Origin of the sequence: Haladaptatus sp. CMAA 1909, from assembly GCF_043952005.1 — an archaeon.
GTDB lineage: Archaea > Halobacteriota > Halobacteria > Halobacteriales > Haladaptataceae > Haladaptatus.
The window spans coordinates 93,187-120,010 of record NZ_JBIOAV010000002.1 but is presented as its reverse complement, the minus strand read 5'-3'; the positions used below and the strand labels follow the sequence as shown (position 1 = coordinate 120,010).

The 26,824-nt window shown below is 51.9% G+C and carries 26 protein-coding genes and 1 pseudogene; 18 read left to right on the top strand and 9 right to left on the bottom strand.

Annotated elements, in window-relative coordinates; all coding sequences use genetic code 11:
• Positions 1–806: 806 nt before the first annotated feature.
• Together ACGYLY_RS18670 and ACGYLY_RS18665 are read right to left on the bottom strand one after the other, a co-directional pair.
• On the bottom strand, positions 807–1,373 hold the full coding sequence (locus ACGYLY_RS18670; protein WP_395291262.1) for a hypothetical protein: 567 nt from the start codon (positions 1,371–1,373) through the stop codon (positions 807–809).
• Between the two features lie 108 nt (positions 1,374–1,481).
• Positions 1,482–2,891: an ATP-binding protein gene (locus ACGYLY_RS18665; RefSeq protein ID WP_395284293.1), complete on the bottom strand. Its 1,410-nt coding sequence runs from the start codon at positions 2,889–2,891 to the stop codon at positions 1,482–1,484.
• A 689-nt stretch (positions 2,892–3,580) separates the two neighbouring features.
• Here ACGYLY_RS18665 and ACGYLY_RS18660 point away from each other — a divergent pair.
• Positions 3,581–3,901 (top strand): hypothetical protein, encoded by a 321-nt coding sequence (locus tag ACGYLY_RS18660; protein WP_395284294.1) that lies wholly within the window; start codon positions 3,581–3,583, stop codon positions 3,899–3,901.
• A 413-nt stretch (positions 3,902–4,314) separates the two neighbouring features.
• Here ACGYLY_RS18660 and ACGYLY_RS18655 read toward each other — a convergent pair whose 3' ends face one another.
• Positions 4,315–4,989 carry a hypothetical protein gene (locus ACGYLY_RS18655; protein WP_395284295.1) on the bottom strand — a complete coding sequence of 225 codons (675 nt, stop codon included), beginning with the start codon at positions 4,987–4,989 and terminating at the stop codon, positions 4,315–4,317.
• 502 nt (positions 4,990–5,491) lie between these two features.
• Here ACGYLY_RS18655 and ACGYLY_RS18650 point away from each other — a divergent pair.
• Entirely contained in the window at positions 5,492–5,872 is a 381-nt protein-coding gene (locus tag ACGYLY_RS18650) for a hypothetical protein (RefSeq protein WP_395284296.1), read from the top strand.
• Positions 5,873–6,348: 476 nt separating this feature from the next.
• On the opposite strand, the gene ACGYLY_RS18645 is transcribed toward ACGYLY_RS18650, so the two are convergent.
• On the bottom strand, positions 6,349–7,347 hold the full coding sequence (locus ACGYLY_RS18645; RefSeq protein ID WP_395284297.1) for a HalOD1 output domain-containing protein: 999 nt from the start codon (positions 7,345–7,347) through the stop codon (positions 6,349–6,351).
• Between the two features lie 273 nt (positions 7,348–7,620).
• Positions 7,621–7,944 carry a hypothetical protein gene (locus ACGYLY_RS18640; RefSeq protein WP_395284298.1) on the bottom strand — a complete coding sequence of 108 codons (324 nt, stop codon included), beginning with the start codon at positions 7,942–7,944 and terminating at the stop codon, positions 7,621–7,623.
• A 237-nt stretch (positions 7,945–8,181) separates the two neighbouring features.
• Here ACGYLY_RS18640 and ACGYLY_RS18635 point away from each other — a divergent pair, with 237 nt between their 5' ends.
• The 4 genes and pseudogenes from ACGYLY_RS18635 (at position 8,182) to ACGYLY_RS18620 (ending at position 11,305) form a co-directional block, all read left to right on the top strand.
• Complete coding sequence (locus tag ACGYLY_RS18635; protein ID WP_395284299.1) at positions 8,182–8,562, top strand: hypothetical protein; 381 nt, start codon at positions 8,182–8,184, stop codon at positions 8,560–8,562.
• Positions 8,559–9,131, top strand: a pseudogene (locus ACGYLY_RS18630) (hypothetical protein). The gene ACGYLY_RS18635 and the pseudogene ACGYLY_RS18630 overlap by 4 nt, the downstream one beginning before the upstream one ends.
• A gap of 457 nt (positions 9,132–9,588) precedes the next feature.
• Positions 9,589–9,825, top strand: coding sequence for a hypothetical protein (locus ACGYLY_RS18625; protein ID WP_395284300.1), 237 nt, complete (start codon positions 9,589–9,591; stop codon positions 9,823–9,825).
• A gap of 499 nt (positions 9,826–10,324) precedes the next feature.
• Positions 10,325–11,305 (top strand): glycosyltransferase, encoded by a 981-nt coding sequence (locus ACGYLY_RS18620; RefSeq protein ID WP_395284301.1) that lies wholly within the window; start codon positions 10,325–10,327, stop codon positions 11,303–11,305.
• A 20-nt stretch (positions 11,306–11,325) separates the two neighbouring features.
• Here ACGYLY_RS18620 and ACGYLY_RS18615 read toward each other — a convergent pair whose 3' ends face one another.
• Positions 11,326–11,499: a hypothetical protein gene (locus ACGYLY_RS18615; protein ID WP_395284302.1), complete on the bottom strand. Its 174-nt coding sequence runs from the start codon at positions 11,497–11,499 to the stop codon at positions 11,326–11,328.
• Between the two features lie 557 nt (positions 11,500–12,056).
• Here ACGYLY_RS18615 and ACGYLY_RS18610 point away from each other — a divergent pair.
• Both ACGYLY_RS18610 and ACGYLY_RS18605 read left to right on the top strand, forming a co-directional pair.
• Positions 12,057–13,112: a hypothetical protein gene (locus ACGYLY_RS18610; RefSeq protein WP_395284303.1), complete on the top strand. Its 1,056-nt coding sequence runs from the start codon at positions 12,057–12,059 to the stop codon at positions 13,110–13,112.
• Positions 13,113–13,589: 477 nt separating this feature from the next.
• Positions 13,590–14,009 carry a universal stress protein gene (locus ACGYLY_RS18605; protein ID WP_395284304.1) on the top strand — a complete coding sequence of 140 codons (420 nt, stop codon included), beginning with the start codon at positions 13,590–13,592 and terminating at the stop codon, positions 14,007–14,009.
• Positions 14,010–14,058: 49 nt separating this feature from the next.
• Here the strand turns inward: ACGYLY_RS18605 and ACGYLY_RS18600 are convergent, their stop codons facing one another.
• Complete coding sequence (locus ACGYLY_RS18600) at positions 14,059–15,126, bottom strand: anion permease (protein ID WP_395284305.1); 1,068 nt, start codon at positions 15,124–15,126, stop codon at positions 14,059–14,061.
• A 242-nt stretch (positions 15,127–15,368) separates the two neighbouring features.
• On the opposite strand from ACGYLY_RS18600, the gene ACGYLY_RS18595 reads away from it, so the two are divergent.
• Entirely contained in the window at positions 15,369–15,554 is a 186-nt protein-coding gene (locus tag ACGYLY_RS18595) for a hypothetical protein (protein ID WP_395284306.1), read from the top strand.
• A 169-nt stretch (positions 15,555–15,723) separates the two neighbouring features.
• Here the strand turns inward: ACGYLY_RS18595 and ACGYLY_RS18590 are convergent, their stop codons facing one another.
• Positions 15,724–17,613, bottom strand: a complete 1,890-nt coding sequence (locus ACGYLY_RS18590; protein WP_395284307.1) for an alkaline phosphatase D family protein — start codon at positions 17,611–17,613, stop codon at positions 15,724–15,726.
• A gap of 42 nt (positions 17,614–17,655) precedes the next feature.
• On the opposite strand from ACGYLY_RS18590, the gene ACGYLY_RS18585 reads away from it, so the two are divergent.
• From ACGYLY_RS18585 to ACGYLY_RS18545, 9 genes are all read left to right on the top strand, one after another.
• A complete protein-coding gene (locus ACGYLY_RS18585; protein ID WP_395284308.1) occupies positions 17,656–17,892 on the top strand; it encodes a hypothetical protein in 237 nt (78 codons plus the stop codon).
• A gap of 8 nt (positions 17,893–17,900) precedes the next feature.
• A complete protein-coding gene (locus ACGYLY_RS18580; protein WP_395284309.1) occupies positions 17,901–18,065 on the top strand; it encodes a hypothetical protein in 165 nt (54 codons plus the stop codon).
• A 688-nt stretch (positions 18,066–18,753) separates the two neighbouring features.
• On the top strand, positions 18,754–20,814 hold the full coding sequence (locus tag ACGYLY_RS18575; protein ID WP_395291261.1) for an NPCBM/NEW2 domain-containing protein: 2,061 nt from the start codon (positions 18,754–18,756) through the stop codon (positions 20,812–20,814).
• Between the two features lie 377 nt (positions 20,815–21,191).
• Positions 21,192–21,524 (top strand): hypothetical protein, encoded by a 333-nt coding sequence (locus tag ACGYLY_RS18570; protein ID WP_395284311.1) that lies wholly within the window; start codon positions 21,192–21,194, stop codon positions 21,522–21,524.
• 24 nt (positions 21,525–21,548) lie between these two features.
• Entirely contained in the window at positions 21,549–21,842 is a 294-nt protein-coding gene (locus tag ACGYLY_RS18565) for a dihydrofolate reductase family protein (RefSeq protein WP_395284921.1), read from the top strand.
• A gap of 208 nt (positions 21,843–22,050) precedes the next feature.
• A complete protein-coding gene (locus ACGYLY_RS18560; protein WP_395284312.1) occupies positions 22,051–22,194 on the top strand; it encodes a GYD domain-containing protein in 144 nt (47 codons plus the stop codon).
• 663 nt (positions 22,195–22,857) lie between these two features.
• Positions 22,858–23,466 carry a helix-turn-helix domain-containing protein gene (locus ACGYLY_RS18555; protein WP_395284314.1) on the top strand — a complete coding sequence of 203 codons (609 nt, stop codon included), beginning with the start codon at positions 22,858–22,860 and terminating at the stop codon, positions 23,464–23,466.
• Complete coding sequence (locus tag ACGYLY_RS18550) at positions 23,463–23,963, top strand: hypothetical protein (RefSeq protein ID WP_395284315.1); 501 nt, start codon at positions 23,463–23,465, stop codon at positions 23,961–23,963. Before ACGYLY_RS18555 ends, ACGYLY_RS18550 begins: the two co-directional genes overlap by 4 nt.
• A gap of 8 nt (positions 23,964–23,971) precedes the next feature.
• Positions 23,972–24,463: a hypothetical protein gene (locus ACGYLY_RS18545; protein ID WP_395284316.1), complete on the top strand. Its 492-nt coding sequence runs from the start codon at positions 23,972–23,974 to the stop codon at positions 24,461–24,463.
• 915 nt (positions 24,464–25,378) lie between these two features.
• On the opposite strand, the gene ACGYLY_RS18540 is transcribed toward ACGYLY_RS18545, so the two are convergent.
• On the bottom strand, positions 25,379–26,803 hold the full coding sequence (locus ACGYLY_RS18540; protein WP_395284317.1) for a cytochrome P450: 1,425 nt from the start codon (positions 26,801–26,803) through the stop codon (positions 25,379–25,381).
• Between the last annotated feature and the right edge of the window lie 21 nt (positions 26,804–26,824).

Below are 26,824 nucleotides of genomic sequence, written 5' to 3'. Positions count from 1 at the left end.
TTGGCAGCGAAGTGACTGGGACGGAGTCACAATTGAATGACTGATGGCGAGTTGTTTATAAGGGAACCCCATACGTGTGAACTTCGATGCCTAGAGTGGTATAGACCGGATGACGAAGTGAGTAACGTCCACTGATACTCATTGTTTGATCCCATGGCACAGTGTAGACGCACCCAGAGAGCGTTTTTCAGTCGTTTGTTATGAATGGTGAGTTGAAGAGAGAACATATTCAACAGACTACTCTCGTATGCTGCAACCCGTCTATGATGAAACAGTCGTTCCTGTTTTAGAGTGAGCAATAGCCGAACTGCCGTCTGCTCTGGAAGATAGGTGTTCAACTACGTGTTTCGCGTCCCGACCAACTCCACAGAGGATTTCGGACGATGCAGCGTATAGGAACAACAGCCCGACAAAATACAATCCCGGTTCGTCTGCCACGACGCCCCGATAGTGGTTCGGCTCCATCGGATCGTCGCCCTCGAAGATCGGGAGGTCAATCCAGGAGTGTTGATCCGCGAGGATCGTAAACAATGCGTCGAATGATGGTTCCGACGTCGGTGAGTGTGTAGCATCGGTTGGCATCGAATTCACCTAAGGGGAGGGGAATGGGATCGCAGTATCTCCAGTGTTATTTATGGGACTGTTTGGTCGGGGAATACTGGCATCCGATAAGCCTCGATAAAATAAAAACAGTCGCCGATTTTTATTCTTATGCCTCATATATAGATATAATTGCGAATGCAGCTATTCGCCACAGACGGTTTCAACACTTGACTGAACAGACACGTTAGGGGACGATCTTGCAATCAACCGAACGACTGCAAACTCGACTCGATATACTGCCCTAGCTCTTGCTCAATATCCGATTCACGCCACCCAAGCGGTGACAACACACTTGCTGCCGCTCGAACCAACAACTCTCGATAGAACCCAACATCATACTCGTTCAAGTCCTCACTTGCCAGCAGCACCCGCTCTCGCGACTGCTTTGCATCGTCGACCACCACATACGATACACTCTGTCCAGGTGCACGCGCCAGTCCCAACTCAGCCGCCCGCTCCAGTGCCGCGACACTCCGCGTCGATTGCGTGTAGTCCTCCTTCTTCTTCGAAACCCGATTCGTGATCACCAACTCATTCGAATCGACCGCTCTTCGCTCTAGTCGATCAACCCACGATCGCAGTTCCTCACAAACCATTTCCGGATCGCGATACGCATCGACCGCTCGAATCAATGCTTTCTGCGCCTCATCGATATACGGGGGCGTGCTTCGCTGCCGACACTCGATGCCCCCGTACTTGTACTCATCTTTGCCAGCGACCTTCCCGAAGTACTTCGTCAAGGCACCAGCGTCCGAATCACGCAACGGCACAAACGCTATCCAGTCGTAGTGGGCTTCGTGTTCAAGCCGGTATACAGCCCTTCAAAATATTGGCAACACCTCCACAATCATGTACTCTGAAAAGCGATCCCAAAACCTCTACTCCGTGATCGTCTCAACCACGTCTCCAACAGTATAAAGACGAAGATCATCACGTTCATCACGGGTCTCCTCCAGGGACGATGCAAATCCACTCCGGCTGAAGAGCGCATACTCATAGTCTGGCTCTTCACCACCGTTTGGTACCCAATCAATATGCGGTGCCTCTTGCCGGAGTTGGGCAAAGACATCGTATCCCAGTCGCTGTTGAGTGAATTTCACTTCGCCCACAACCAACGTGTCACTATTCGTTGGTGCAACGATGTCGATTTCACGCCCATTGGTGTCCCACCATGTGTCTGGTTCTTCTGTGAACGTATACTCATCACCGTATTCGAAGAGAATTGCCCGTTGACACAGCTGCTCGAATGTGCCACTGACAAAGTCCGAAAGGTACGGTTCGACGAGTTCATCGTACGCATCTGGCCCAAAGACTTCGTACCGAGATGATCGTCCATGGACGAACCGGAACCAGAACGCGAAGAGCTGATCCAAAATTCGGTAGCGACTGTTTCGACTTCGTGATGGGTCAACCGTGACCGGATACTCTTGCTCGATTATCTGGAGCTCTCGCAAACGGGAGAGGTAATAGCCAGCACTGTTGGCGTTGATGCTTGCGGCCTGCACAATCTCGTTTCGCTGGCGGTTCCCTTCGGCCATCGCCTTCAGCACGGCAAAGTATCGATCCACCTCGTCCAATTCCCGGTACAGAACATTTTCAGGTTCTTCATGGAGACCACCATCTCGAAGGAGCAACGTTTCTGTGATGTTCTCCTTGAGTGATTGACTGTCATCAACAGCGCGAAGATAGTCCGGTGTCCCTCCAAAAACGCCGTACGCCACGACCTGTTCTGCAGGATCGTAGTCGGGAAAGAAGGTCATCGCCGCTCCAAATGGGAGCGGGCCGATGTTGAGCTTCCCATTCGGTCGCTTCGAGATGCGGCCGTACAATGGTGAACTACCATCAAGGGCGATGTTGTGGATCATCCCAATAGCAGAGCCAGTCAAGACAAAGGTTGCTGCTGTCTCTTCAACTTCGTGATCCCAGAGACGCTGAATAATTGATGGAAGAGCTTCGTTTTCGTCGACAAGATAGGGAAATTCATCGAGAATGACGATTGCGTCTTGTTCAGCAAGGTATGTGAGAACATTTTCCCAATCCTTTCGAATCCGATTGATCCCAGGAAAGGCTGTCGTCGCATCGGCAATGAACGAATCGAGCTGTTGCTCGGGAGTCCCATGTGCTGCTTGGTGATAGACGGCGTCCTCGCGGTTTTCGATAGACTTTACGACAAGCGCTGTTTTTCCCATTCGCCGACGACCGTATATCACACTCAAATTTGGAGAGTTGCTAGTGTAGAGCTTCGTGAGTCGATCGAGCTCGTTTGTTCTGTTAACAAATGGTGGCATTGTTCGCCTGTAGATTCGATGGCAACATAAAGGGCACGATTGTGTAGATAGGACTACGTTAGTTCAAGCTACGTTAGTTCAAGCTACGTTAGTTCAAGCTACGTTATTCGACGTTATCGAATTCGGTTGTTGGACCCATGTGAACAGTCATATCTATTATAGTAGCTTGAATTGGAAAACCGGCCTATCTCATCCTATCACATTGAGCACTTACTTTATCGCCTGTGTTTCGGCCTAGCTGTATTAGCCGGTTTGCAAATACGAGAGAGTTATTCTGTGCAACGAATTCAGACGTCTAAGCCGATTTTCGCCGTCTATTTTCATATAGCACATCCAACCATTTTCATATAGCATGAGTAACAAGATTCAGTCGATTAGCAGTAAATGCGATATTCGGCAGCAAGAGGGGTTAACTCGGTGCATATATCTCTCGGAGAGTCCGAAAGCATTTGCATATAACAAATAGCCTCCAGAGAATAGCCCTACGTTATTATATGCAAATCTAACGCCGTCATTTTGCCACCTGCACCTCCAAAATCGTCCAAAGTAAAGGGTAGGTGCGAGGTGCAGAGAGATACGGGTAACAGAGTAGCTTGTCACAGAAGACAAAAACCCACAAAAATCACAAACTATCAATGTTAGAGGATAGGGGTGAAACGCTGATAACGATGTGTTTGTGAGTGTCAGAGATGTGGCCAAACACGAGAGCGAGGCGAACGGCAATCGCTCGCGAAACACAGACCTGCGACGAGTGGGTCAATGAGCTCGAAGACTATCGCGAGGAGGCGACGAAAGAGCGTGCTCAGGACCGACAAAAGCTCGGTAGTCTCGAAGAGACGGCCGAGAGCATGCAAGCGGACATCGACGATCTCACTGACGCAGAAGAGAAGAACAGTCGGGTGCGAGCATCGGTGTCGCGGTTGATCAATCTCGTTCGGGATTACGAGACCGAAGAGAGCGTTGATGATGACTCGCCGAACCTCGCCGCGGAAGCCTCTCTCTCCGGATAGTGTTTTGTAACAGTTCGACTGCCATAAATCGTGAATCTCACATAGCAAACGATCGTCAACATGTGATCCGAGAAGTATACTCCCTTGCAAATTCATGCAATCGTCTTAGCTAACCATCTTACATAGGTTCTATCGTTGAAGGTGGATGCACACTACTGGCATTTCCCTATCTACACCTTCGACAAATCCCGTTCAGTCGCGTGCCAGCACTAAACGGACGATTTTCGCCTCATTCCGATTCTGATCGTCTCCGAAACGTCCACTCCGTGTGAGTCACCACCTGAACCAATCCAGGTACCACCGCGACAAGCGCAAACCCATCCGTTTCGAACAGTCGTTGAAAGATCACCGTCAGCTCTTCACACACGATAACTCCGTTGTACGAGACAAACACCTCTATTGGACTAGTTACTTCAGTCCCGGAGAGAGAATAACTGGGTAACCTTCTCACTCGAAATGGACTCTGAGAGTACAGCCCGAGTATAGTAGTGGCCCGCCGTAAGGATGGAGAAAACGAACAAAATGATTGGGATGATTAGTTGAGACGCCACTTGTGACACAAGTGGAAGCTGAAGCAATTTAGCACCCAACAGACTCGTGCTGAAAAGCGTCCCGCCGAGATAATATCGTTCCCATCGGTGATTCAACGCATTGTCCGTCGAAGATTCGGATGAGTCCTGTGGAACCGCGTCGAACAGGTATGGATCAAATTGGTCAGCACGAGGCGTTCGTTTGATTGTTCCGCGATCCTTGTTGTACTCGATGATACCCTCCGTATCGAGTGTCGGAAGGTGAGTTTGGTACAGTGAAATATAGGCGCGTTGGCGTTCTTTCGACGTTAGCTCCACGACCGACATCTCGTTCTCCCAGGCTGCTACCTGCTCGGCAAGATCGCGTAACGAAACGGAGCCTGTTCGCCCGTGGAGGTACTGCAAGGTCAAACGACGGCGTTGTACCTGCAAGATATGAAAAATCGTATCCTTCGACAGTGGTTGGGACGGCGCCGTGTCTTGGGGGGACGAGGTAGCGTCACCAGCGGAGTCAGCCAGCTTGGGGGATGTGCTCATGAGTTCGATGAGTTCAAACACGATGAAGATATGAATGTATCGGCCGATCACAGTGCAGCGTTAAACGTCGAATAATGGCGTAAAATCACCAACGACAGCAAATATCGAGCTAGAATAAGATAAAATAAATAAATTTTGTGTTTATCCTATATTACTAAACATAATAATTTCGAATTATCTACGGCCGTTTAATTACATATGCCAAAATTGGCAACTCAATTGTACAACCCAATAGAGTCGGATTTGTCTGGTGATTTGAATCGAACATTACTAGATATTTGGTCAATAAATTTTTAGATCGAGAATCATCATAGTCTGCTTCGGGCCCAATGCGCAGGCATATTCCTGTTTGGAACGACGGAGCGATATAAACCAACAGAGACGAGTGTAAATGATGGACCCATCCAGGGCGGCGACAGGGAGGTGGGTATAGATCATTCAACCGGGAGACGGGAACGTTGATGATGAGTCACTCAATCTCGTCACGGGTACATCCAATGCAGGTCGTCAGCTCTTCGAGAGTGTGCAGCGTTCGGAACAGAATACTGAGCTCGTGAACTTCCGCGAGAAACGTGCCGAGAGCCAGCAGGTTGAAGACAAGTACCTCGATGTGCTTGAGCACGCGAAGAACGTCGCCAAGACAAACGATGTGATGGTTGCACGATTGGGTTATCGAGAAGTCGCGACTCACTACGGTTGTGCGTACAAGAACGATGGCTATCGCGTCATGGAGGAGATGGCCGAACGTGTGCCCGGTGTGACCTACAAAGAGTCACGAACGCTGTCGATCGACGACGCCATGGGTGTCGGTGGTCATCACATTGAGGTCACGTTCGCCCATCCCAACCTCGCCGGGTGGATGCGAGCACACGAAGCGAACGCGGGAGGGAACGGAGGACGCTGATTAGAGCGTTGTAATCACGGGGGTTCTGCGAACCCCCGCTCGAACCACGCCACCACACGAGATTCACACCGCATTGCCGGTGAAAACATGGTGGTAGTAGTGTGTTGGCTACGGTGGAGTGCGTCTATTTCTGCGAAACGAGGGAGGTTGACTCGGCCAACCCCCCTTATTACAACGGTGTAATCGACGACTCCCGCTAGCGACAGTCGAGGACGGCTTGGTTGAGAACGTGGCAAAGTGTTTCGAACTGACGAGCCAGCGGTTGAACATTACCCACCAATGATCTGTTCGGGATGGTGTGCCAGATAGAGAGGATGATGCAGCAATCTGCTATCGTTTCATCCAATTTCTTTGCAGTGAACTTTCCGTTGAGTAGATAGGCAAACCTCCCAACTCGATCGTGTTCTCTCCATAGTTAATCAGAAGGATAGGGAACAGGTCTGTTGATGACCGATCGAACCCCTGGATATGATTGTTCACTCGTCAAGGTGAGCCCGAATTACTTCGGGATCCTTCCAGCGCCTGAGATCGCCCGACCGTGGGTCATACTCGATATACTGTTTATCGTCAAGTCGGGGAAGATGATTGTGGTGAAGAACGATCTCAAGATGATGGGTATCACATGTCGGTATGTCTGAATCAGTTGCGAGCCGTTCAGCGAGCTCCGACCGAGTGTGTTCACTGTTCTCAGAGAGGATGGAGAGGATCCGTTGACGGATAGGATGGTCTATGCTGGTCATAGCGTATCGCGAGGGGGGGGAAACCTCTCCAGCCCTACCTCCTCTGTAATCAGTCTCGTACACTGTGACGGTCCCGTGACTGCTTACATGAACCTCGTAGTTTTCGATCTGGAATGCTATCTGCCACTCCGTTTCGGTTTCCTCGGTCAATTTCGCAAGCACGTCCGGATCGATATATTCCGAGATAGGAGTTATTGACAGAGGGTCAGCATCGTTGAGGTCCGCGATCTGTGTGACAATCTCAGCGAGGATAGGATTCGGGTGAGGCTGGTGTGTCCATGTCGATTCGGTCACCATCTGTTCGTGTCTTGGTTCGAAGACTTCTACAGACCCAGCCCGTTGAATAGTCTGGAGAGAGTACCAGCCGACGAGAATTCCCCCTGCGGTTCCAATGCTGATGCCGGTCATCATCTCATCATTCAGGCTGATAATGGGCAGCTGCCGAGAGAGGTTGAGAATCACCCACACAGTCCCTGTACTCGCCGCTCCGAGTGCCCCAATCCAGCCGAATCGGATAATCTGCTTGAGCTGGCTCTCGTCGTACCCATTGCGTGAGGCTCGATACATGAACCCAAGGAGGATAGTTGAAATCCCTAGAGGAATGATGACTTCGGGGATATCGGCGAGGACCGAATCAGGACTGATAAAAAAGTGCGCAACCGAACCGGCGAGTAATAGGAGAAGGAACGGGAGGAAGCTCTCCTCTTCTGGGAAGCGCACGGTACGGTATTTCATTGTGAGAGGGGAGGTTTCGCCACGGAAAAAGATAATCGACTTCTATTGACACATGATGCCCGATATGAACCGTTATACCAGCTACTGGTGAGTATTCCCCTGTATGAGCGATTTGAGTGAGATGGTGTTAACCACATTTGAGATTAGCTATATGCCCTGTATTTAGCACGGCAATAAGAGTCCGTCACTGATTGAGAAGTTCAATATAGTCCCGATTTTTGGTTCTATGGAGGAACGGATGTGCAACAAATTCATCCCCCCATAGAGTAAGCGTTAGAGAAACGATTTGAGGCTGATTTCGTCATGACTCGAGAGAAATTGCTCAACGCGTTTCTCACGCCACCCCAGCGGTGACAATACACTCGCCGCAGCACGAACCAACAACTCCCGATAAAACCCGACATCGTACTCGTCCACCTCCTCACTTGCCAACACCACCCGCTCCCGTGAGTCCTTCTCATCGTCGACCACAACATACGACACACTCTGTCCAGGCGCACGCGCCAATCCCAAATCCGCCGCCCGCTTTAGTGCCGCCACACTCCGTGTCGACTGCGTGTAGTCCTCCCGCTTCTTCGATACTCGATTTGTGATCACTAGCTCACCCGGATCGACCGCCCCTCGCTCAAGCCGATCAACCTACGACCGCAGTTCCTCACACACCGCCTCTGGATCACGGTACTCATCGACCGCTTGAATCAACGCTTTCTGCGCATCGTCGATATACGATGGTATCAGGATGGAGGTGGTAAAGAACGGGATAACATCTTCGTGTGCATAGCTTGCACACAGAACGAAATCGTTATCTGTCTATGTGCAGAACATGCACATATAATGAGCGCGAGGGATGACCCCCGACGTGTCCACTTTCAATCCCCAGAGTATCTGGTCGATCGACTGGATGCAATCGCCAACCTCTTCGATAAGGAACGAACTGACCTCCTCGTGGATGCAATTCGCGAGTATATCGAAAAGACTGCAGAAAGTGAAACGTTCCAAGAATTGGTTGCGACGAAGTACTATGATGACCAACTGGAATTCGAGACGGCAAAGCAACTGGTCGGTGCCGAAACCGCCCAGCGACTCCGACTGCTCAAAGCAGATTTAGAAAGAGAGCCATTCGACCTCGCTGCACCTGACGATACCGACATCTACGATGGAGATGCGGAGACTATCGATTCGGAACGCACACTAAATGACACCGACGAACGATGAGCGGCCAGCCACGATTGCGGAGGGTCATTGCGGACACAAGCGCACTGGTGAGCCTCAGGGTCCCGCGTGCTGCCAGCGATTACGATACAGGTTCGGCACCCGATCCACTTCAATATCTGCTCACCTCATGTGACGTCGCTGTTCCTCCTGAAGTCGTCTCGGAACTCAATGATATCGCACAATAACACGATATCCATGGTGCGGCAGCTCACAACGTCCTGGCGGCACAAGGTCATTACACCGTCACAGATCCATGCCAACGAGATGAAACATCGGATTCACGACCGACGTTTGGGCTTGATGATGGCGAAACAGATGGTATACTGCTCGCGAATGCACTCTCCGTCGACGGCTTTCTCACTGACGAGTTCAGTGGCACGAATTTCGCACTCGTTCATGCGGCATTGAGGGGACCTCGCATCGTTCCGACACCACGTCTCATCTGTGATTACGCTCGTGGAGGCCACATGACACAAGATGAAGCACAAGACCTCATCTGTGCAATTAGCTCGCATCGAAGCTGGGAGAATAGTCCGTATGTCACCCAACTCCCCAAACAATTAGAGTAACAAACTCGAGCGCATCACGAAAGACGACGGTAACACCTACTCCGACTCCCCGGTGAAGAAGACACGCTCGGCCGCGGTAGCGCCGTCGCCCATTCGACGGCGGATCTCCTCCCAATCCAGCGATTCGCCATTTATGACGATGAGATGCTTGCATCCACGACCAACCGGAAGCCCGACGAACTCGCAAGCAAGGCGTGGCGCGAGCGCGATGAGGCCAGTCGTTATTCACTCTGGTCGAGGGGCAGTGGGGAGATCCGCGCCTACCTCGATGCGTCAGAGCTAGCTGATTGGATTCGCCTGAAAGAGTCTGGTGTGAGCAAGAAAGACTCACAAGAACTCACTTCGCCAAAGTACAAATCTAATTGGATATTTGGTTCACATCTCCTATGATATTCTTCTAACTATTGGCCTGAAGATTAACAAGCTCCTCCCAGAGTGATCTACTTGTCGAGTATTCATGTTCCGAACAATCCTTACGGCACTCTTCATGCTCTGCGTCATCAGTACGGCAGTCACACCTGCTGTTGGTACGCCCAGTAGTCAGGCATCCCTTCAGACAGAACAGCCGATGAGTTTGCAAGGGTGGCTTGATACCATTGCGGATCTACTGCACCAACTTGACCGTGTGCTTGACAATCTGGCACAAGTCTTGGAGCATTTCGGCGAGAGTGGCGAATCTGAAGCCGGCGATTAATGTATCTTGTATAAATGGACCGAGTGTAGATTTTGAGTCGTCTAAGCAATCATACTCAGAGAATCCTACTCAACAGAATGGCTGTAACCCGAATTTAAGATACTATCTCGATTCCGCTCGATTTTCGATTTACGACAGCCTAACGGCGACGGTATCCTCGTCATAACCGATCATCAGATGATTTACGAAGGCAACCGACTGTGTCTCGGCCGGGGGCGGTAAAGAGTCTTGAACGGAGCTAGTAAACACGCAGTACTCAGCTGCGCCGACTCTTGCTCTAGTTATGCAGAGAGTTCGAGAGACAATAAGAGAGTGGCAGGCAGCTCCGGTTTGGCAGGCATATTTGAAAAGGGTGAGAAGAGGCACGACGGGACATGGAGAGAGTATACTCACGTTAACAGTGCTAAGGAAGACGGAACAAAACACCTAGACGAAGTATGGAGACTATGGCTGAGTCACTTGTAGATCACGTCCACAAAATAAAGGATTCCGACTGCAAATGAAGGTCTTGCAATTAGTGACTGGTGCAAACGATAGTTTTTACAGCCATCAGATTCGTGCCCTTGAGGCCAACGGGATCCAATGTACAACGCTCACGCCACCTGGCAATCATACACATGAAAACACAGGAGGGAGCCGCTCAGTAGCAAATTATCTCCGGTATTTGCCCCAAGTCCTCAGGGAATCGTCTGGATCATACGACCTCCTCCATGCCAACTATGGATTGACAGCCCCGTTCGCCCTCGCCCAATCACACCTTCCAGTCGTTCTTTCCCTGTGGGGGTCGGATCTATTCGGTCCCTATGGCTGGCTGAGTAAGCTCTGTGCACGCCGGTGCGACGCAGTTATCGTCATGTCCACCGCAATGGCAGACGAACTCGACCAGGATTGCTATGTTGTTCCCCATGGTGTTGATACCGAGCAGTTTCGACCGATACCACAACCCGATGCTCAAGCGGCTGTCGGCTGGGATCCAACCCATTTGCACGTCTTTTTTCCCTATTCACCCTCGCACACAGTGAAAAATTATCCGCGTGCCAAGCAAGTCGTGGACGCTGCACGTAACCGTCTCAACCAACCGATTACTCTTCATACGGTTTCTGGAGAACCTCACGCCCGGATGCCGTTGTACATGAATGCAGCGGATGTCCTCCTCGTCACCTCACGGTGGGAAGGGTCTCCAAATTCAGTGAAAGAAGCCCTTGCCTGCAATCTGCCGATCGTCGCGGCAGATGTTGGTGACATACGTGACCGTATAACTGGCGTATCACCCTCATACGTCGGTCAAACAGACACTGAGCTCGTAAATGGGCTCGTCAATGTGTTGGCTACCTCTCAAGAATCAAACGGGCGCCACGCTGCCCGCGCCGTGAGTCGCTCACAGATGGGCGACCGTCTCCAGCAAGTCTACGAAACCGTACTTTCGGCATCTCGTGTCAATTCGTCAGGATTCTATCAGGTCCCTCCCCCTCCGCGATAAATCATCACAGTCAGAATTGGTTACCGGTTCGCGATGTAGCGGGCAATGATTGCAATCGGAATAATAGGGATTGCAGCAGCCGTCACTATCAGAATCACTAATACAATGAGTTTCATGAATACCCCCGACTCATCCCAGACCGCGTTGGTAATGCTGTCGATTCCCCGTGCAATGCGTTTGATTCGTCCAGCCATCTTGATCACTTCCCTCGCCTACTAGGTTCCTGATTGCCAGTATAATCTCGTACGTTTTTTGGCTCATGGTCCAACAGGAAGTACAATCCGCAATAAAATGACGTTGGTAAATCCCTCTCACCTAAGCAAAAGTAGGTCCATTTCAATTTGTGGGATGGATGCGAGTACATATAGCCCACGTGGAGATAGCCAAGGGAGGGCACTGATTATAGCATTGTAATCACGGGAGCTCGAAGAACCCCCGCTCGGACAAGTCGCCACAGGAGATTCACACCGCACTGCCAGTGGCACATGGTGGTAGTAATAGGTTGGTTACGGTGGGGTGCGTCTATTTCTGCGAAAGGTGGAGATCGCTGTCGCGATCCCTTTCTATTACAACGGTATAATGGACTATCTTCACCAGTGACAACCCAAGACGACAGAAATGAGAACCTCTTGAAGTGATGTGCCTCACTCGGTCTAAATGGGGTTGAGATTTCACCCGGCCTCACACTCAGATATTTATTATAATAAAGAAGGGAGAAAACTTATGCCATCAGTCCTATAAATACACGTGAATGTCGCCCTCACGACGAACGTTTCTCAAGACGACAAGTCTCACACTCAGCAGCGGGATGCTCGCGTCGATTGCTGGGTGCCTCAGCGACTCATCGGCCAGTGGCAATAGTAGTCCAACTGAACCAACCACATCGAACCAGTCAGACGAAGCTTCACCGCCGGATTTCACACAGTGGCTCCCGGATCCAACGACAACCCCGCTGCGAGATGGCTACGGGTTCCAGTATTTCAACATCGCAGACATCCGTGCTCACCAAGACGCCATCCACGAAAACGCCTACTCCCGACTCGAAAATCAGATACGGCTTCCTGTTCCCAGCGAGTACATCGACGTAACAGCCATCGATGCCACAGTAGAGATTGATTTTGCCATACAGTTGGCCCTCGGATCGTTCGATCCAGGGGCAGTCGGCGAGCAACTCATCAATGACAGGCAGTCGTCCACAACAGCGTCGACGCAGACACCTACAACAGCAACGCGGACAACCTGGTCAGAGCCAGAACGCTACAAGGGGTTCGACCTCTACGGCACGGACCTTGTCTACGCTGTTTCGGAGAATGCCCTGATGGCGGTATCTCCGATGCACGAGGGGGACGCAGTCGAGAACACGAAAGCTATCATCGACACGCGAGCGACAGAGACGAGCCAGTACGTTGACGGTAACGAGTACGTGGCGGCGATGCTCGGAGTCGTTGACGACCCCCATGCACTCTGGTGCTACCCGGAGGCGATGGACGGGTCGACGTCGCGTGGCTTCCGAAAAGACATCATCACGGGACAGCTCAAATCGTGGCAATTCGGAACCAAGACAACCCACCTTACATGGGCAAACACTTACCCAGACACCGAGACGGCTGAGAGCGGCGAACTGTCAGAGTACATCGAATCAGAATCCGATCGATTCGGTGCGTACGAAGGGCTCGATATCAAAACTGAAGGCCGGATGGCCTGGACTGACGGCACTATTCCGACAAAGGAATTCGATCATCTGTCACCACGTGGCCCAGGTGATGGTATCACCACCTCCCACGAGTCCTACCGCAATCCCTTCTAAAAACTATCAGAATCATCTGCACTGACGGTAACCCATACAGTCGCAGTATTCCCATGCCGAGTACGCTTCCTTGAGAATGAGTTTCAGAGCGTGCTAACTCCACGACCGATACTCAACACAACCGTTGAGATCCATCACCGAGTGAATCTTAACAAGACAAAAATTTTTGCGTCAATAATATTCTTGTGTGCGACAAAACGATCTTCGGAACTTGTAGTCATCAGAAAAACGAATGCAGGCGCATCGCATCGTGATCCGCTAGAATTGCTCAATACGTTTCTCACGCCACCCAAACGGCGACAACACACTCGCTGCCACACCAATCAACAACACTCGATAATACCAGACGTCATACCCATTTACCTGCTCACTTGCCAACCGCACTCGCTCCCCCCGAGCGCTTTGCATCGTCGACCGAAAACACCAGACTTCGCTCTCCACCACGGAGGTTATTCACCATCCCGCCGTAGATAGGGGATGGTCTCACGTGTCCTGGTTGCGATGGATGACTCCGAGATGGCAGAGAAAGCGCTTCGATATACGCTCGACGTCCATGCAGACGCGGAGATTACTATATTGGCTGTAGTCGGTGAACCATCGGTCTTCATGGGACGAGCGACAACGATTGCAATGGCAGATGATCCCGAAAAGACTGCAGAGGAGCATGCACAGCCGGTCATCGATCGTGCTCATGAAATCGCCGCAGAATACGGTGTCGAACTCGACACCATCGTCAAAACTGGTCACCCTGTACGACAAATTCTCAACCAAGCTGAAGACTTTGATACAGTAGTCATTGGAAGCCATAGTGGGACACTTGCCGATCATCTGTTTGTTGGAAATGTTGCCCAGAAGGTCTTCCGCCGGTCGCCAGTCCCGGTAACAGTCGTCCGATAACAGGTTTCAAAATCTCGTATTCACAGCAAAGGAAACGCTCTCCACCGACTCAGAAAGAGATCAATCCAGTCATCACTGCGACCTTAAAGCAAACAAAGGAAAGAACCGATGCAACAAGCGGTGAGAGAAACCACGTCGCCACGACGTGTCGGGTCATCTCTTCGCTGAAGAGATCACCGGGATGTTCATATTTCGAGCTACCGCCACCGTCCGATTGGGTCTGATTCGTGACTCGAAGGTGCCGAGAAATCTCAACGTGTCGAGAGGCGCGACCCCAACCAAGTCCAATCACACATGTAATCGCCGTAATCGCCAGACTAGCTGGAATACCAACCCAACTGAGGAGTGTAATGATCGTGGCAGCGATGATCTCGACGATTAGTGCACCCTCCAACGAGAGAACAGTCAGTTCGTTTCCGATGGTCTCCATCGTTCGAGGGCCGATGAGAAACGCCCCGACAGCCATCGTCCCCGCACCCAAGATGATACCGGGAGTCATCTCAAGAACGCCTGCACCGACGAGTGGCGCAATCGCATTTGCAACGTTTGAGGCACCTGCCGAGAATCCCATATAACAGGCAATCCCGATGACGAGTACCTTTCCGATAACAGACCGACCGCCTTCGCCCTCAAGGTTGAGCTGTTCCTCTATCTGGCGGTAAAAGTATCGTCCGATCACGGCAGCAACCCAGAAGGCGACGACTGGGGAGATGAGCCACCACGTCACGACGCTCGAAACGGTATGCCAATTGAGAACCCCAAATGCTGCACCCATACCAGCAACTGCACCAACGGCTGTCTCGCTCGTACTCACGGATACTTCTCTCAGATTTCCAAGCAAGATACCGAAGCCTGTGAACAAGAGAACACCAATCGCTGCAGGAAGTGTGAAGTACTGACTTGGGACGAACCCGTGTCCGAGTGTATCGACGACGTGCCGTCCGACGAGGAATCCACCGAGAACGACGAAGATCGACATGAGTGTCGCTGCCTTTCGCGGAGAGAGGACACCGCTCCCAACCGACGGGCCAAAGGATTCACCGATAGATGATCCACCCGTGTTGATTCCCGCAAACGCAGAAACGAGCAGTCCAATACCAAGTAAAGCACTAATCATTGGATTTTCTCCTCTATATTGTATGCTGGTTCTGTGATCATTGCGTCTCTATGTGGTCTTTCTATTATTTAAGAATTTTTTCTAGAGGCTAACTAGATAATCTGGGTAGCTATTTTGAAGCCATTGTAACACCATTGTATAACTTATGAATAGAATATAGTGAAGCCGAAGGTGAGATTCACTATAAACCACGATTTCTACTCGTCGACGCAGAAGAGAATAACAGTCGTATGCGAGCATCAGTGTCCCAACTGATCAATTTCGTGCGGGATTACGAGACCGAAGAGAGTGTAGACGACGAGTCGCCGAATCTCGCCGCGGAAACAGCCAATGCAGGGCGACCGCTCTTCGAGACGGTCAGCGCACGCGCCAACCCTAGATTCGCCGCCCGTTCCAGTGCTGCCACACTCCACGTCGATTGCGTGTAGTCCTCGTGTTGCTTCGAAACCCGATCCATGAGTACGGAAGTGACAGGTGCAAAACCTCGCCCTGAAGGGGGGCAGATGTCAAGTCTATCCAGTAGTGGACTGTTCCCTTGACGGGCGTACTATTCAAGAAACCTAATATTAGAATAGAGTAGAATCTTTAGAAAGACGTCTACGAATCTTGTGCGGCAAATCCGTTTTTCAAATCATTCGATTCGAGTTCGTTGAGTTCGACAGCGCCTTCCGGAATTTCGTACTTCCGGAGGACTTCACGAGCTGCATCCGTTTTATTAACCGTATCATCAACTGCATACGTCGTCCACATACACGCATCAGGCGTAAATTCGGCAACTGAATAGCCGTTGTACTTCGCGTTGAAGAACTCAACCCATGGGTTCTCCTCAAGTACCGTCTCGACCATTTCTTCGTTAGTAAGCGACTTCGAAGCTGACTCCTCTGTCACTTCTTCGCCTGGATTCCAGAAGTCTGAGGTTCCCGAATTGCTTGAAATTCCTGGCGTGAGAAGTTCAACACCAACTAGTTCCTCTTTCGGTGGAACCGGTGTCCGGCTCTCGGTTCGTTCCCAATCGTTCATCAGATACGACACCATGTATGTGTGCATATCACCCGTGAACGCGACGAAATTATCGACGTCGTAGTGAGTGAGTTGGCCCATGATTTCGTTTCGTTCATGCTGGTAGCCGTCCCACGCATCATAGTTCTTCGAAATCTGCATATTGTCACTAAATGAGAGCCACAGTGGTGAGATGGCGAGTTCATTCGTCCACGCCTTCCAGGTTGCGTTGGTCTCCTTGAGTGTATCAAGCAGCCATTCACGCTGTTCGAAACCGAGGCGTGTCCGATCAGCATCATCAGCTTCGGGTGCGTTCGGTGGAATCCCCCACTGTCGTTGTCCAGCTGCGTCGCCACCTGGTGGAAGCGAACTGAACAGCCGTTCGTCGGTGACCGGCATTTCCAGCAAATCACCGAACCGAATGCTGCGCCACATCTGGAACTGCTCAAGCAGTGACTCCGCATCAGGATTGTACGTCACTCGTGCAGGGTTGTACTCCCACCACGCTTGGATACCGTCTGCGAACAGCTTGGTAATCGCCTCAGGGTCGTCGTTGAGTGGATGATCCTTCGACCATGGACGATCGTTTTCATAGTCCCAATACCGATTATTGACGATCTCGTGGTCGTCCCACGTCGGAATGAATGTATGTTGTTCCAGTGCATCTTGGAAGAACCGGTCACCGCGGTAAGTCTCCCAGAGATGTCGGAAATCCTCAACCGTCCAAGCGACATCATGGCCACTCGGCAGCGATACTGAACGCCCCTCGAGATCAGACTTACCTGCGTATTCGTAGATTTGATCGCCAAGATGAACAATATAGTCGAGATCTTCCTGAGCGATGTGACTGTAGGCGGGATAATACCCTTGTTGATACGATTGACACGTGACGACCGCAAGGCGAACTGCTTCGGGGCTCGCATCTTCTTTCGGGAGTGTGCGAGCCCGTCCAATCTGGCTCGTCACACCAGCATGGTGGAATCGATAGAAGAGATGACTATTAGCGGGAAGTTTTCCATCAAGATCTATCTTGACGATGTTATTATGGTCGGGAGAAACTTTCTCTGCTGTGACCTTCCCTTCGTATACAGGATCCGAGAACGAGTCATCGGTTGCTACTTGTACATGAACCGGTGACGAAGACTGGCAGCTATCCGCAGAGAGTTGCGTCCAGAGAATAACTCCTGATGACGTGGGACCGCCACTCATCACGGAGAGCGGGAACATCGTTTTACTCTTCTTGCCGCCTTCCCAGTCGACAGCTTTGCCATCAGTTGATTGCGGTGTAATTCCTGTTACGATTTCGGGATTGAGCGTCGCAAATGAGACGCCACCAATGGCAGCCGCTCCGAGTGATTTTATGGCTATTCGTCGATTAATGCTACTTTTCTTTTGATCACTATTGTTCGACATCAGCACCAAAATAGCAGTAGTCCGGGGTATTTTTTCTTTATAATAGGTCACCTTAATGTATGGTTCCCGAACCATGACACCAGTACTGATACTGAGAAAGTGACTCAATCATAGGCCTTGGATGCTGGTCGCCAGCTCTCCGAGACGATTCAGCGTTCGGAACAGAACACTGAACTCGTGAACTTCCGCGAAAAGCGCACTGAGAGTCAGCAGGTCGAAGATAAGTACCTCGACGTCCTCGAGCATGCAAAGAACGTCGCAAAGACGAACGACGTGATGGTCGCACGGTTGGGCTATCGGGAGGTGGCGACGCATTACGGCTGTGTGTATACAAGAACGATGGCTATCGGGTGATGGAAGAAATGGCCGAGCGTGTGCCCGGCGTGACCTACAAAGAATCACGAACGCTGTGTGTGGACGACGCAATGGGCGTTGGTGGCCATCATATCGAAATCACGTTCGCCCACCCCGACCTCGCCGGGTGGATGCGAGCACACGAAGCTAACGCGACGAACAGAAGACGCTGATTAGAGCGTTGTAATCACGGGGTTCAACGAACCCCCACTCGGGCGGCACCACCACCCGAGATTCACACCGCGTTGCCGGTGACACATGGTGGTACTAGTCGGTTGGTTACGGTGGAGTGCGTCTTTTTCTGCGTCTTTTTCTGCGAAATGGAGGGGGTCGCTCTCGCGATCCCCCTCTATTACAACATTGTAATGGACCACCCTCAATTGCGGCAGTTAAACAACGAAAGAATCCCGCCGTTTACGGCAGGGAGGATGTCACTTGCCATTCAGACGTATCTTCTTCGTATGTTCGGCATCGAGGACATGACGAGAAAGAAAAATTCTCTTGGCGTATTCCTTCGGAGATGTCAACTACCGTTCCTTACCGTCCGCTGACGCTCACGTTCGAGGACGGGACCTCCACCTCGGTTCTTCGGTGACTGCACGCCGTCAGGGGTCGCTTGTACTCGTGACGACGGTCACTCGGTCACCGATATCACAGCGGTGTAAAGAGGAAGCCCACGGCTAGAGCTGTGGGAGGAATCCGACGACAACCTACTTAGACTCATATATGGTATAGTAAAATAATCCAAAATATAGACTAGCTTTTTATTCTACGTTATAATATTAATTCATGGAGGAGAGGTAGAACAGTTGCCGATGCTGTCGGTACTGACTGTAAACCACTATCCCCCTAAGAAAACCCATGACAGACCACGATCCTACGGAAGAGGCAGAATCGTCGACAATGCTGTCTGAGACGCGCCGGACGATACTGAAAGGCATTGGTGCATTCGGCGCCGTTAGCGTCATAACAAACGAGTTCGACCAGGTTAGCGCATACGAAACTAACGACCATCTCGCCCAGACGCCGCCGATGGGCTGGAACAGTTGGAATCAGTTCGCCTGTGACATCAGTGCCGAACTGATCAAGGAGACTGCCGATGCGATGGTCGAGTCGGGGATGCGGGAAGCTGGATACGAGTATATCAATATTGACGACTGCTGGATGGCGTCCGAGCGTGACGACGATGGAAACCTCCAGCCACATCCAGAACGGTTCCCGAATGGTATCGAAGGGGTCGCTGAGTACGTTCACGACAAAGGACTCAAGCTCGGCATCTACTCGTCAGCTGGCACTCGAACGTGTCAGGGACTCCCAGCGAGTCTGGGCTACGAGGAGCAGGACGCTCGAAGCTACGCTGAGTGGGGCGTCGACTACCTCAAGTACGACAACTGTTACAATCAGGGTGTCGATCCAAGAGATCGCTACGCGGCAATGGGCAAGGCACTCCGCAAGACCGATCGCGATATCGTCTACAGCATCTGTTGCTGGGGAAAGTACGACATCTACAAATGGGGCGCTGACGTTGGCGGTAATCTCTGGCGCACCACTGGCGATATCAAACCCGTCTGGAATGCGAACGACAGCGCATGGTACGAAGGGATCGTCGACATCATCGACCTAAATGAACCGCTTGCACAGTATGCGGGGCCAGGACACTGGAACGACCCCGACATGCTCGAGGTCGGTGTCGAGGTAGAGGGGTATCCAGGGTTGTCCGACCGAGAGGCCAGAGCCCACTTTAGCATGTGGGCGTTCATGGCGGCGCCGCTACTGGCAGGCAACGACATACGGGACATGGACGAGACAACGCAGAAAATCCTGACGAACGAGGACGTCATCGCACTCAATCAGGATCCTGCAGGCGTCCAAGGGTACCGACTTACGGTCGATGGCAAGCAGGAAGTCTGGAAGAAACCCCTTGCAAACGGCGACGTCGCAGTCGCCCTGTTCAACCGCGGCGACTCAACTAAGACCTTTGGCACCACCGCCGAAGCGCTGGACCTCGAAGATAGCGCGGGCAATAGCTCCGGGTTCGTCGTTGACGACCTCTGGACGAAGGAGACGCGATTTACACGCGGCCCGATCAAGGATTCGGTACCCTCCCACGGCGTCACCCTCTTCCGCGTTCGCCAGGGAACGCCTGACGATGCACCGTCTGCAGTTACCTTCGATGTCGACGGTGGAAGCGACAGTATTGAGCGTGGCGAAACGCGGTCGGTGACCGTCTCGTTGACGAACGATGGACGGACGGCGGTCGAGGATATCGAATTGAACCTCGACGCACCGGACGGCTGGAACGTGTCACCACAGTCAGCCGTGACGTTTGACAACGCTGCACCGGGGAAATCCATCGAGACGAGCTGGGAGGTGACTGCTCCGGAACAGATCGATCAGGGGGAGTACGAGTTCACTCTCCATGCCTCCTACACGTGGGACGACGGCGCAAAGACTGCGTCAACGTCGACAGTGTGGGAACTCGAAACGCTACCGGCACCACCGACGGGCGAGACGTATCTTAGCGACCACGAGTGGGTCGATGCGACGATCGGCTGGGGATCGATAGGCCTCGACGAAAGTGTCAATGGCAATGTGCTGACGATCGGTGAGGCTACCTACGAGAAGGGGATTGGCACCCACGCCGAATCCGAGATCACCTACTGGCTCGACGGAACCATGTCCCAGTTCGTAGCAGACGTCGGTGTGGATGACGAGGTCACCGGAAAAGGGACAGTCCGCTTCAGCATCGTCGGCGATGGGGAGACGCTCACCGAGACGGATGTTCTAACCAACGGTGATGACCCTGTCTCACTGTCCGTTGACGTATCGAGCGTCGACAAGCTTACGCTCGTCGTGACCGACGGCGGCGACAACATCAACTATGACCACGCCGATTGGGCCGACGCACAAGTACTGGAGTGACGTGACTATTCGTCTTCGATAGCATTCTCTCTTCTTGCCTCTTTCTCTGAAGCCACGAAATCAAGGCAGGCCTGGGGGAAGTGGTTGCAATCGGTTCAAAAGGAAATCACGATCCGTTCGGTCGCCCAGAGCGACCACTCCGCAGGGAGGACGATGGAGCTGTCGTTTCCGGGTGCAAGCGGCGGACTCTTCCGGCATGCAGTAAAGAGCGATATCCTCGATCTGCTCGCCGCCAATACACATACCGAATTCAGTATTCGTGACCTCCGCTGCGTAACCTGTCACAGCGAAAACAATGTCACTAGTGGCGTGGATCCAGGCCACTCTGGTTAAGACAGTGACAATCTATCTATACTGCGGAAATCGAGGTGACACGGATGAGTGAGAACGAGACGATAACTGACGACATCAACCGGACTGTTGATAGGCAGAGAAAGGTAATCGTAAGCGAGTTTCTGTCGGTTGATGGTGTGATGCAGGCACCAGGTGGTCCTGACGAGGACCGCAACGGTGGGTTCGAGCATGGCGGTTGGCAGATGCAATACTTCGATGGGGTCTCTGTAGACACAGTCTCCGACGGGATCTCCACATCGGACGCCCTCTTACTTGGACGGAAGACCTACGAGATTTTCGCCGCGTACTGGCCGACAGCGACGGATGAAGAGGTCAGCACCGACTTCGCCGACGTGATGAACAGCATCGACAAATAGGTCGCCTCGAGAACTTTGGACGCGGTGGAATGGCAGAATTCGACGCTGCTCGAGGGAGACGTTGCCGAGGCGGTCGCCGAACTGAAACAACAGTCCGGCCAGGACATTCGGGTCATCGGCAGTGGCGAGTTCGTTCAGACACTCGTGGAGCACGATCTCGTCGACGAATATCAGCTCATGATTCACCCGCTCGTTCTCGGCGGGGGCAAGCGGTTCTTCAGAGATGGGAGCAAGAAAACCAATCTACAACTCGTGGACACGAAGACAACTGGGACCGGGATCGTGATACTTCACTACGAGACGGATAGGAGAAAATAATTCGAGACGCCCAACGGACCTGATGTGCCAACTCGCTCAGAGTAACATACTGCTCCTGCAACGTTCTGACTTCGGATGTGTATTCGAGTGAAAAATTCACCAACTAGTGGTGACACAGGAAGGGATGGCGGTATCGTCGAGGCAATAATTAACCTCCTGCCGATCGTAGTTAGTGTGTCTTAGTCAACTGAGAGGAGGGGGTGGAACGATGCCAATATCCATCTGCCTGTTCGAATATACTGAGCAAGGAATCCAGAACATCGAGGAGAGTCCGGCACGACTCGACTCATTCAAAGAAGTTGTCAATGAACAGGGTGGCGAACTCAAGGGATTTCATCTCACGATGGGTTGACATGACCTGGGAACAGTCGTTGAATTTCTAGTGGATTCGACTCAAGGAGTCCGGCGTGAGCAAGAAGTACAGTCAAGAACTCGCTCGCCGGACAATGGACGCGATGCATGAGCTCTCGAACGGACGTCTCGGGAAAATCAAACGCCAGCAATCCAAAGACGGATTGAGCTACAAAGAAACACGTCTCGTCCTGAAAGCCGATGTGGAGCTACCTGGTGAAGTTTCGAGCCCGAACACAAACGATAGTCCGACCATAGACGGGGTTGCCGGAGAGTAGCGTGGCTGGGACGAAAACACGCCCGAGAGGGACACAAATCTAACGCAAACACCCACACAAACGCGGTTGTGGACGTCCCGAATTGACACAGTTCGGGACAGACGCCGTACGGCTACTCGTAAGTACGGTAGTTGTATCGGCGTCTATCGGCTCGAAGCCAGCAGGAGGGGGAGAGGTTGTACCGGCCACCGTGTCTGTGGTCGGGATGCGTGATCAAATCAATGCATGGGTTCGAACTTCTCGTGCCGAAACGCATGCTACGAGGTGACCCCGTCCCGCCGATATGCGTTCAGTAGCTGATCCCAGAGAATGTTCTTGACTGACGATCGCGACAATCCAAACACTCTTTACTGATTATCTGTAAGCTGTAAATAGCACCAATACCAATGTCACACACTGCATCCCACGCTAATGGCGATGTCATCCGAGATTTCCTCTCAATTGCAGACCTCCTCGAAGAGCCACGATTAGCTCAACTTTACGCATATTTCTCTCGCCAAGGTCCAGCAACCGTTCAAGAACTCATGGATGCCCTTGATCTCCCGCAAGGAACGGCCTATACGTACGTGAAGCGGCTGGCTGATGCGGGCGTTATCGAAGCAACGGGCGACGAGCAACCGCGAACATATGTTGCTCACCCGATCGACCTCACGGTCTCGGCTGGAGATGGAACACGTGAGTATACGATCACCCCAATGCTGGTTGACGCGGTGAGCCGCCAATCGACTAACGACGATATCGAGACATACATCGCTCGCCACGGCATTGCGGGTCTTGCAACAGCACTCACATATACGGTTGCACGTGAGCGCGGTGAGGTAACCCACCGGCTGATGGCCCGCGACTTAGATATCTCGCCCCTCGCTGCAGAGATCATTCTCCAGGCACTCCGACCAGTCGTTCACGATTACATCGACATCGAAGAATCCGGTGCAGTAGGACCTGATCTTGGGCTGGACGACGAGCAAACTGCGGAGACATCCGACGAGACGTGAGCAACATCCATATCGCCGATTCGGGGATGTTCATTGCTCTCGGTCAACCGACAAACAGTCGCTATCAGCATGTGAGAGCATTTGTCCGCAAGAATGATATCGTGTTTCTTCTCCCGGAACGAGTCTATGAGGAGATTGCAGGAACGACCGGCGAAACCAAGAGACCACTAATTGAGACGGCAATCGAAGAGGGATGGGCACAGATTGCCGATCCACTCGATTATACGATTTCAGTCGTATCGCAAGCAATGGATGGCGTCCAGCGGTACATTGCAAATGCTGATGATCGACCCGCTGATGAAGTTGAACGAGCAGATGCTGCGCTTGCCGCACTCGCAGCACAGCATCTCAGTACAGGAGCGGCTTCACAGGCATACATTTACACGACCGACATCGCTGCAGGGGAAGGTGCCGAAACTGTACTTGCATCGTATGGCTATGGTGATGCAGTAACCTTCGTGAATGCCTTCCGCTTCATCGAGAGTCTTCTCAACTGATAAGCGGCTTGAGGATACCTGCTTACGATTGGAATTACGGGACCGAGGAGAGCGTTGACGATGACTCGCCGCACCTCGCCGCGGAAGCAACCAATGCAAGCCGTCAGCTCTTCGAGACCGTGCAGCGCTCGGAACAGAATACCGAGTTAGTCACCTTCCGCAAGAAACGTGCCGAGAGTCAGCAGGTCGAAGACAAGTACCTCGACGTCCTCGAGCACGCGAAGAACGTTGCCAAGACGAACGACGTGATGGTTGCTCGACTGGGTTATCGGGAAGTTGCGACCCACTACGGCTGTGCGTACAAGAACGATGGCTATCGGGTGATGGAAGAGATGGCCGAGCGCGTTCCTGGTGTGACCTACAAGGAATCTCGAACGCTGTGCGTAGACGACGCCATGGGTGTCGGTGGCCATCACATCGAAATCACGTTCGCTCACCCCGACCTCGCCGGGTGGATGCGCGCCCACGAAGCTAACACGGAACGAAACGGAGGGCGCTGATTATAGCGTTGTAATCACGGGGGTTCTGTGAACCCCCTCTGTGGCGGCACCACCACAAGAGATTCACACCGCGTTGCCGGTGACACATGGTGGTACTAGTCGGTTGGTTACGGTGGAGTGCGTCTTTTTCTGCGTCTATTTCTGCGAAACGGAGGGGGTCGCTCTCGCGATCCCCCTCTATTACAACGTTGTAATTGACGAGTTCGAAGAGCCAGCACGGAAAGTTATTGTACGGTGATTGAGTTATTGACAACATGAACACAGCCACCACAACAGGGCGTCTTCCCTCAAGCGTAGCATGGACGGTGGCAACCGTATCTGTTGTTATCGGAATTGCCGTGTCAGAATATCTTGGGGCCGGTCTTGTTGGAAACGTACTTGCTACGCTTGTTCTGATGGCTGTTTTGGCACTCGCGTACGAAGCCGTAACGTCTTAAGTGACTGTCCGTCCCTGTTAGACGCACGCTTTCTATCTTACAACACCAGCAAACGATGCGGCAGCTTATTCTACCCGCTCATGCTCATATGCATTGAGCGCGCCAGTCACAACTTCTGTCGAAGTACTTCGTCAATGCACCAGCATCCGAACCACGCAATGGCACGAATGCAATTTAGTCGTAGTGGGCTTCATGCTCAAGCCGAATCTCCACTTGAAAACGCGTAGACGTTAGTATTCAATACTAACCAACAATGTTTCCAGAAATGAGAGTGCGCAACCAGAGTCAGCTCTCGATGGAATCTCGATTTGTTCGCCATGACGACAAAACTTTCGTGTCCGTAATCAATCGTGATCCAGACGAACGCGCGGGTAGGGTTTGGCGTGAACGGGACGAGGGTGGTCGGTATTCACTCTAGTCCAAAAGGACCGGTGATATCTGTGCCCATTTCGATGGCTCTGGATGGCCGTTGAATCGTCTAAAGATCGCTGATGGGGTGAGCTCTCATTTTCACACATCCTGGGTCGAGCACTCCCTTTGCTGCTGGGCTGATGGTGTCAGTGATGCGGTCAAATTCCATCTGCTGAGCAAGTGTTGCAAGCGCCAGTTTCAACTCGATCATCGCAAATCGCATGCCGATACAGTGCCGTGGACCACCACCAAATGGGAGATAGGCATATTCAGGACGAGACGCATTCTCTTTTTCCCACCGTTCGGGAGCAAAAGCGTCGGGATTATCCCACCACCGTGGATCGCGGTGAATGTTATACGTGGCAAGCTGAAGCGTTGTGTCGCTAGAAATTTGATAGTTTCCAAGCATGAGATCCTGCCGTGGTTGGCGGTAGAACGAGGAGATAGGAGGATAGAGCCGGAGCGCTTCTTTGATGATGCATTCAGTCGTTTCGAGCGCAGGAAGGTCAGCAAATGTGAGACCGGATCCGTCACTAACGGCCTCTAATTCTGCATTGAGACGGGAATGAACGCTCGGATTTCCCGAAAGCAACCAAATCGCATAGGTGAGTGCAACGGAAGTTGTTTCATGACCAGCAAAGAAAAATGTAATAAGCTGATCGCGTACTGTGGATTCATCCATCCGTGAACCATCAGCAAATTCAACGTCTAATAACATTGTGAGGAGATCGTCATACTCACTAACTGCTTCGCGTCTCTCGGCTATGAGATCGCTAATGAGGTCATCAAACTGTGCCATTACACGATCGTATCGCCGTTCAGTTGGAGTGCGAGGAGCCCATTCAGGAAGAAGCATTGCCGGACCACTCGCATCAACGAGGTCTCCAACAGCAGAAGCCGCATTGCGAATGACTGCACCACGATTGCTATCTAGATCGATATCAAACAGAGAGTCTACCAGAATCGAAAGCGTGAGCTTTGAACAAGCATTACGAAGATCAATCTCACGATGTGTACTCCAGTGAGTAGCACTGATCGAGGTCTTCTCTACGATTGAATCAGCGTGTGTTTGGATTTGTTGCGGTGTAAATGCAGGTTGGAGAGCAGATCGTTGACGACGCCATTGTTCCCCCTCCGTGAACGCAAGACCATTGGGCGCAAATAAATCACCAAATGCCATCTCAAAATCACCCTTCCAAAACTCATCATTGCGGGAGACGAGTATTGATTCGATTAACTCGGGATCATAGATGGCAACAAAATCCTCACCAAAGGCAGTGTATGCGACCACGTCACCATATTCGTGAAGTTGTTCCGAAAACGTCAACCCATGGCGAGCAAGCGTAAGTGTGCTTCCTACCAATGGAAGCCCACAAGGGCCGGGTGGGATTTCACCACTCTGTTGAGATTTGCCTAATTCTCCTTCGACACCGTTCGAAATCCGCGTCGACTCTTCATCCGCATGGGCTTCATTAGCGTTCAGGTCTGACATCATGTGTTTATTGCTGATAGT

What these genes read in the sequence shown, in the direction of transcription:
- ACGYLY_RS18665 (WP_395284293.1), bottom strand. Translation starts at nt 2,891, where the DNA reads ATGCCACCATTTGTTAACAGAACAAACGAGCTCGATCGACTCACGAAG.
- ACGYLY_RS18660 (WP_395284294.1), top strand. Translation starts at nt 3,581, where the DNA reads ATGTGGCCAAACACGAGAGCGAGGCGAACGGCAATCGCTCGCGAAACA.
- ACGYLY_RS18645 (WP_395284297.1), bottom strand. Translation starts at nt 7,347, where the DNA reads ATGAAATACCGTACCGTGCGCTTCCCAGAAGAGGAGAGCTTCCTCCCG.
- ACGYLY_RS18635 (WP_395284299.1), top strand. Translation starts at nt 8,182, where the DNA reads ATGAGCGCGAGGGATGACCCCCGACGTGTCCACTTTCAATCCCCAGAG.
- ACGYLY_RS18625 (WP_395284300.1), top strand. Translation starts at nt 9,589, where the DNA reads ATGTTCCGAACAATCCTTACGGCACTCTTCATGCTCTGCGTCATCAGT.
- ACGYLY_RS18620 (WP_395284301.1), top strand. Translation starts at nt 10,325, where the DNA reads ATGAAGGTCTTGCAATTAGTGACTGGTGCAAACGATAGTTTTTACAGC.
- ACGYLY_RS18615 (WP_395284302.1), bottom strand. Translation starts at nt 11,499, where the DNA reads ATGGCTGGACGAATCAAACGCATTGCACGGGGAATCGACAGCATTACC.
- ACGYLY_RS18610 (WP_395284303.1), top strand. Translation starts at nt 12,057, where the DNA reads ATGTCGCCCTCACGACGAACGTTTCTCAAGACGACAAGTCTCACACTC.
- ACGYLY_RS18605 (WP_395284304.1), top strand. Translation starts at nt 13,590, where the DNA reads ATGGTCTCACGTGTCCTGGTTGCGATGGATGACTCCGAGATGGCAGAG.
- ACGYLY_RS18600 (WP_395284305.1), bottom strand. Translation starts at nt 15,126, where the DNA reads ATGATTAGTGCTTTACTTGGTATTGGACTGCTCGTTTCTGCGTTTGCG.
- ACGYLY_RS18590 (WP_395284307.1), bottom strand. Translation starts at nt 17,613, where the DNA reads ATGGTTCGGGAACCATACATTAAGGTGACCTATTATAAAGAAAAAATA.
- ACGYLY_RS18580 (WP_395284309.1), top strand. Translation starts at nt 17,901, where the DNA reads ATGGCCGAGCGTGTGCCCGGCGTGACCTACAAAGAATCACGAACGCTG.
- ACGYLY_RS18575 (WP_395291261.1), top strand. Translation starts at nt 18,754, where the DNA reads ATGACAGACCACGATCCTACGGAAGAGGCAGAATCGTCGACAATGCTG.
- ACGYLY_RS18570 (WP_395284311.1), top strand. Translation starts at nt 21,192, where the DNA reads ATGAGTGAGAACGAGACGATAACTGACGACATCAACCGGACTGTTGAT.
- ACGYLY_RS18560 (WP_395284312.1), top strand. Translation starts at nt 22,051, where the DNA reads ATGCCAATATCCATCTGCCTGTTCGAATATACTGAGCAAGGAATCCAG.
- ACGYLY_RS18555 (WP_395284314.1), top strand. Translation starts at nt 22,858, where the DNA reads ATGTCACACACTGCATCCCACGCTAATGGCGATGTCATCCGAGATTTC.
- ACGYLY_RS18540 (WP_395284317.1), bottom strand. Translation starts at nt 26,803, where the DNA reads ATGTCAGACCTGAACGCTAATGAAGCCCATGCGGATGAAGAGTCGACG.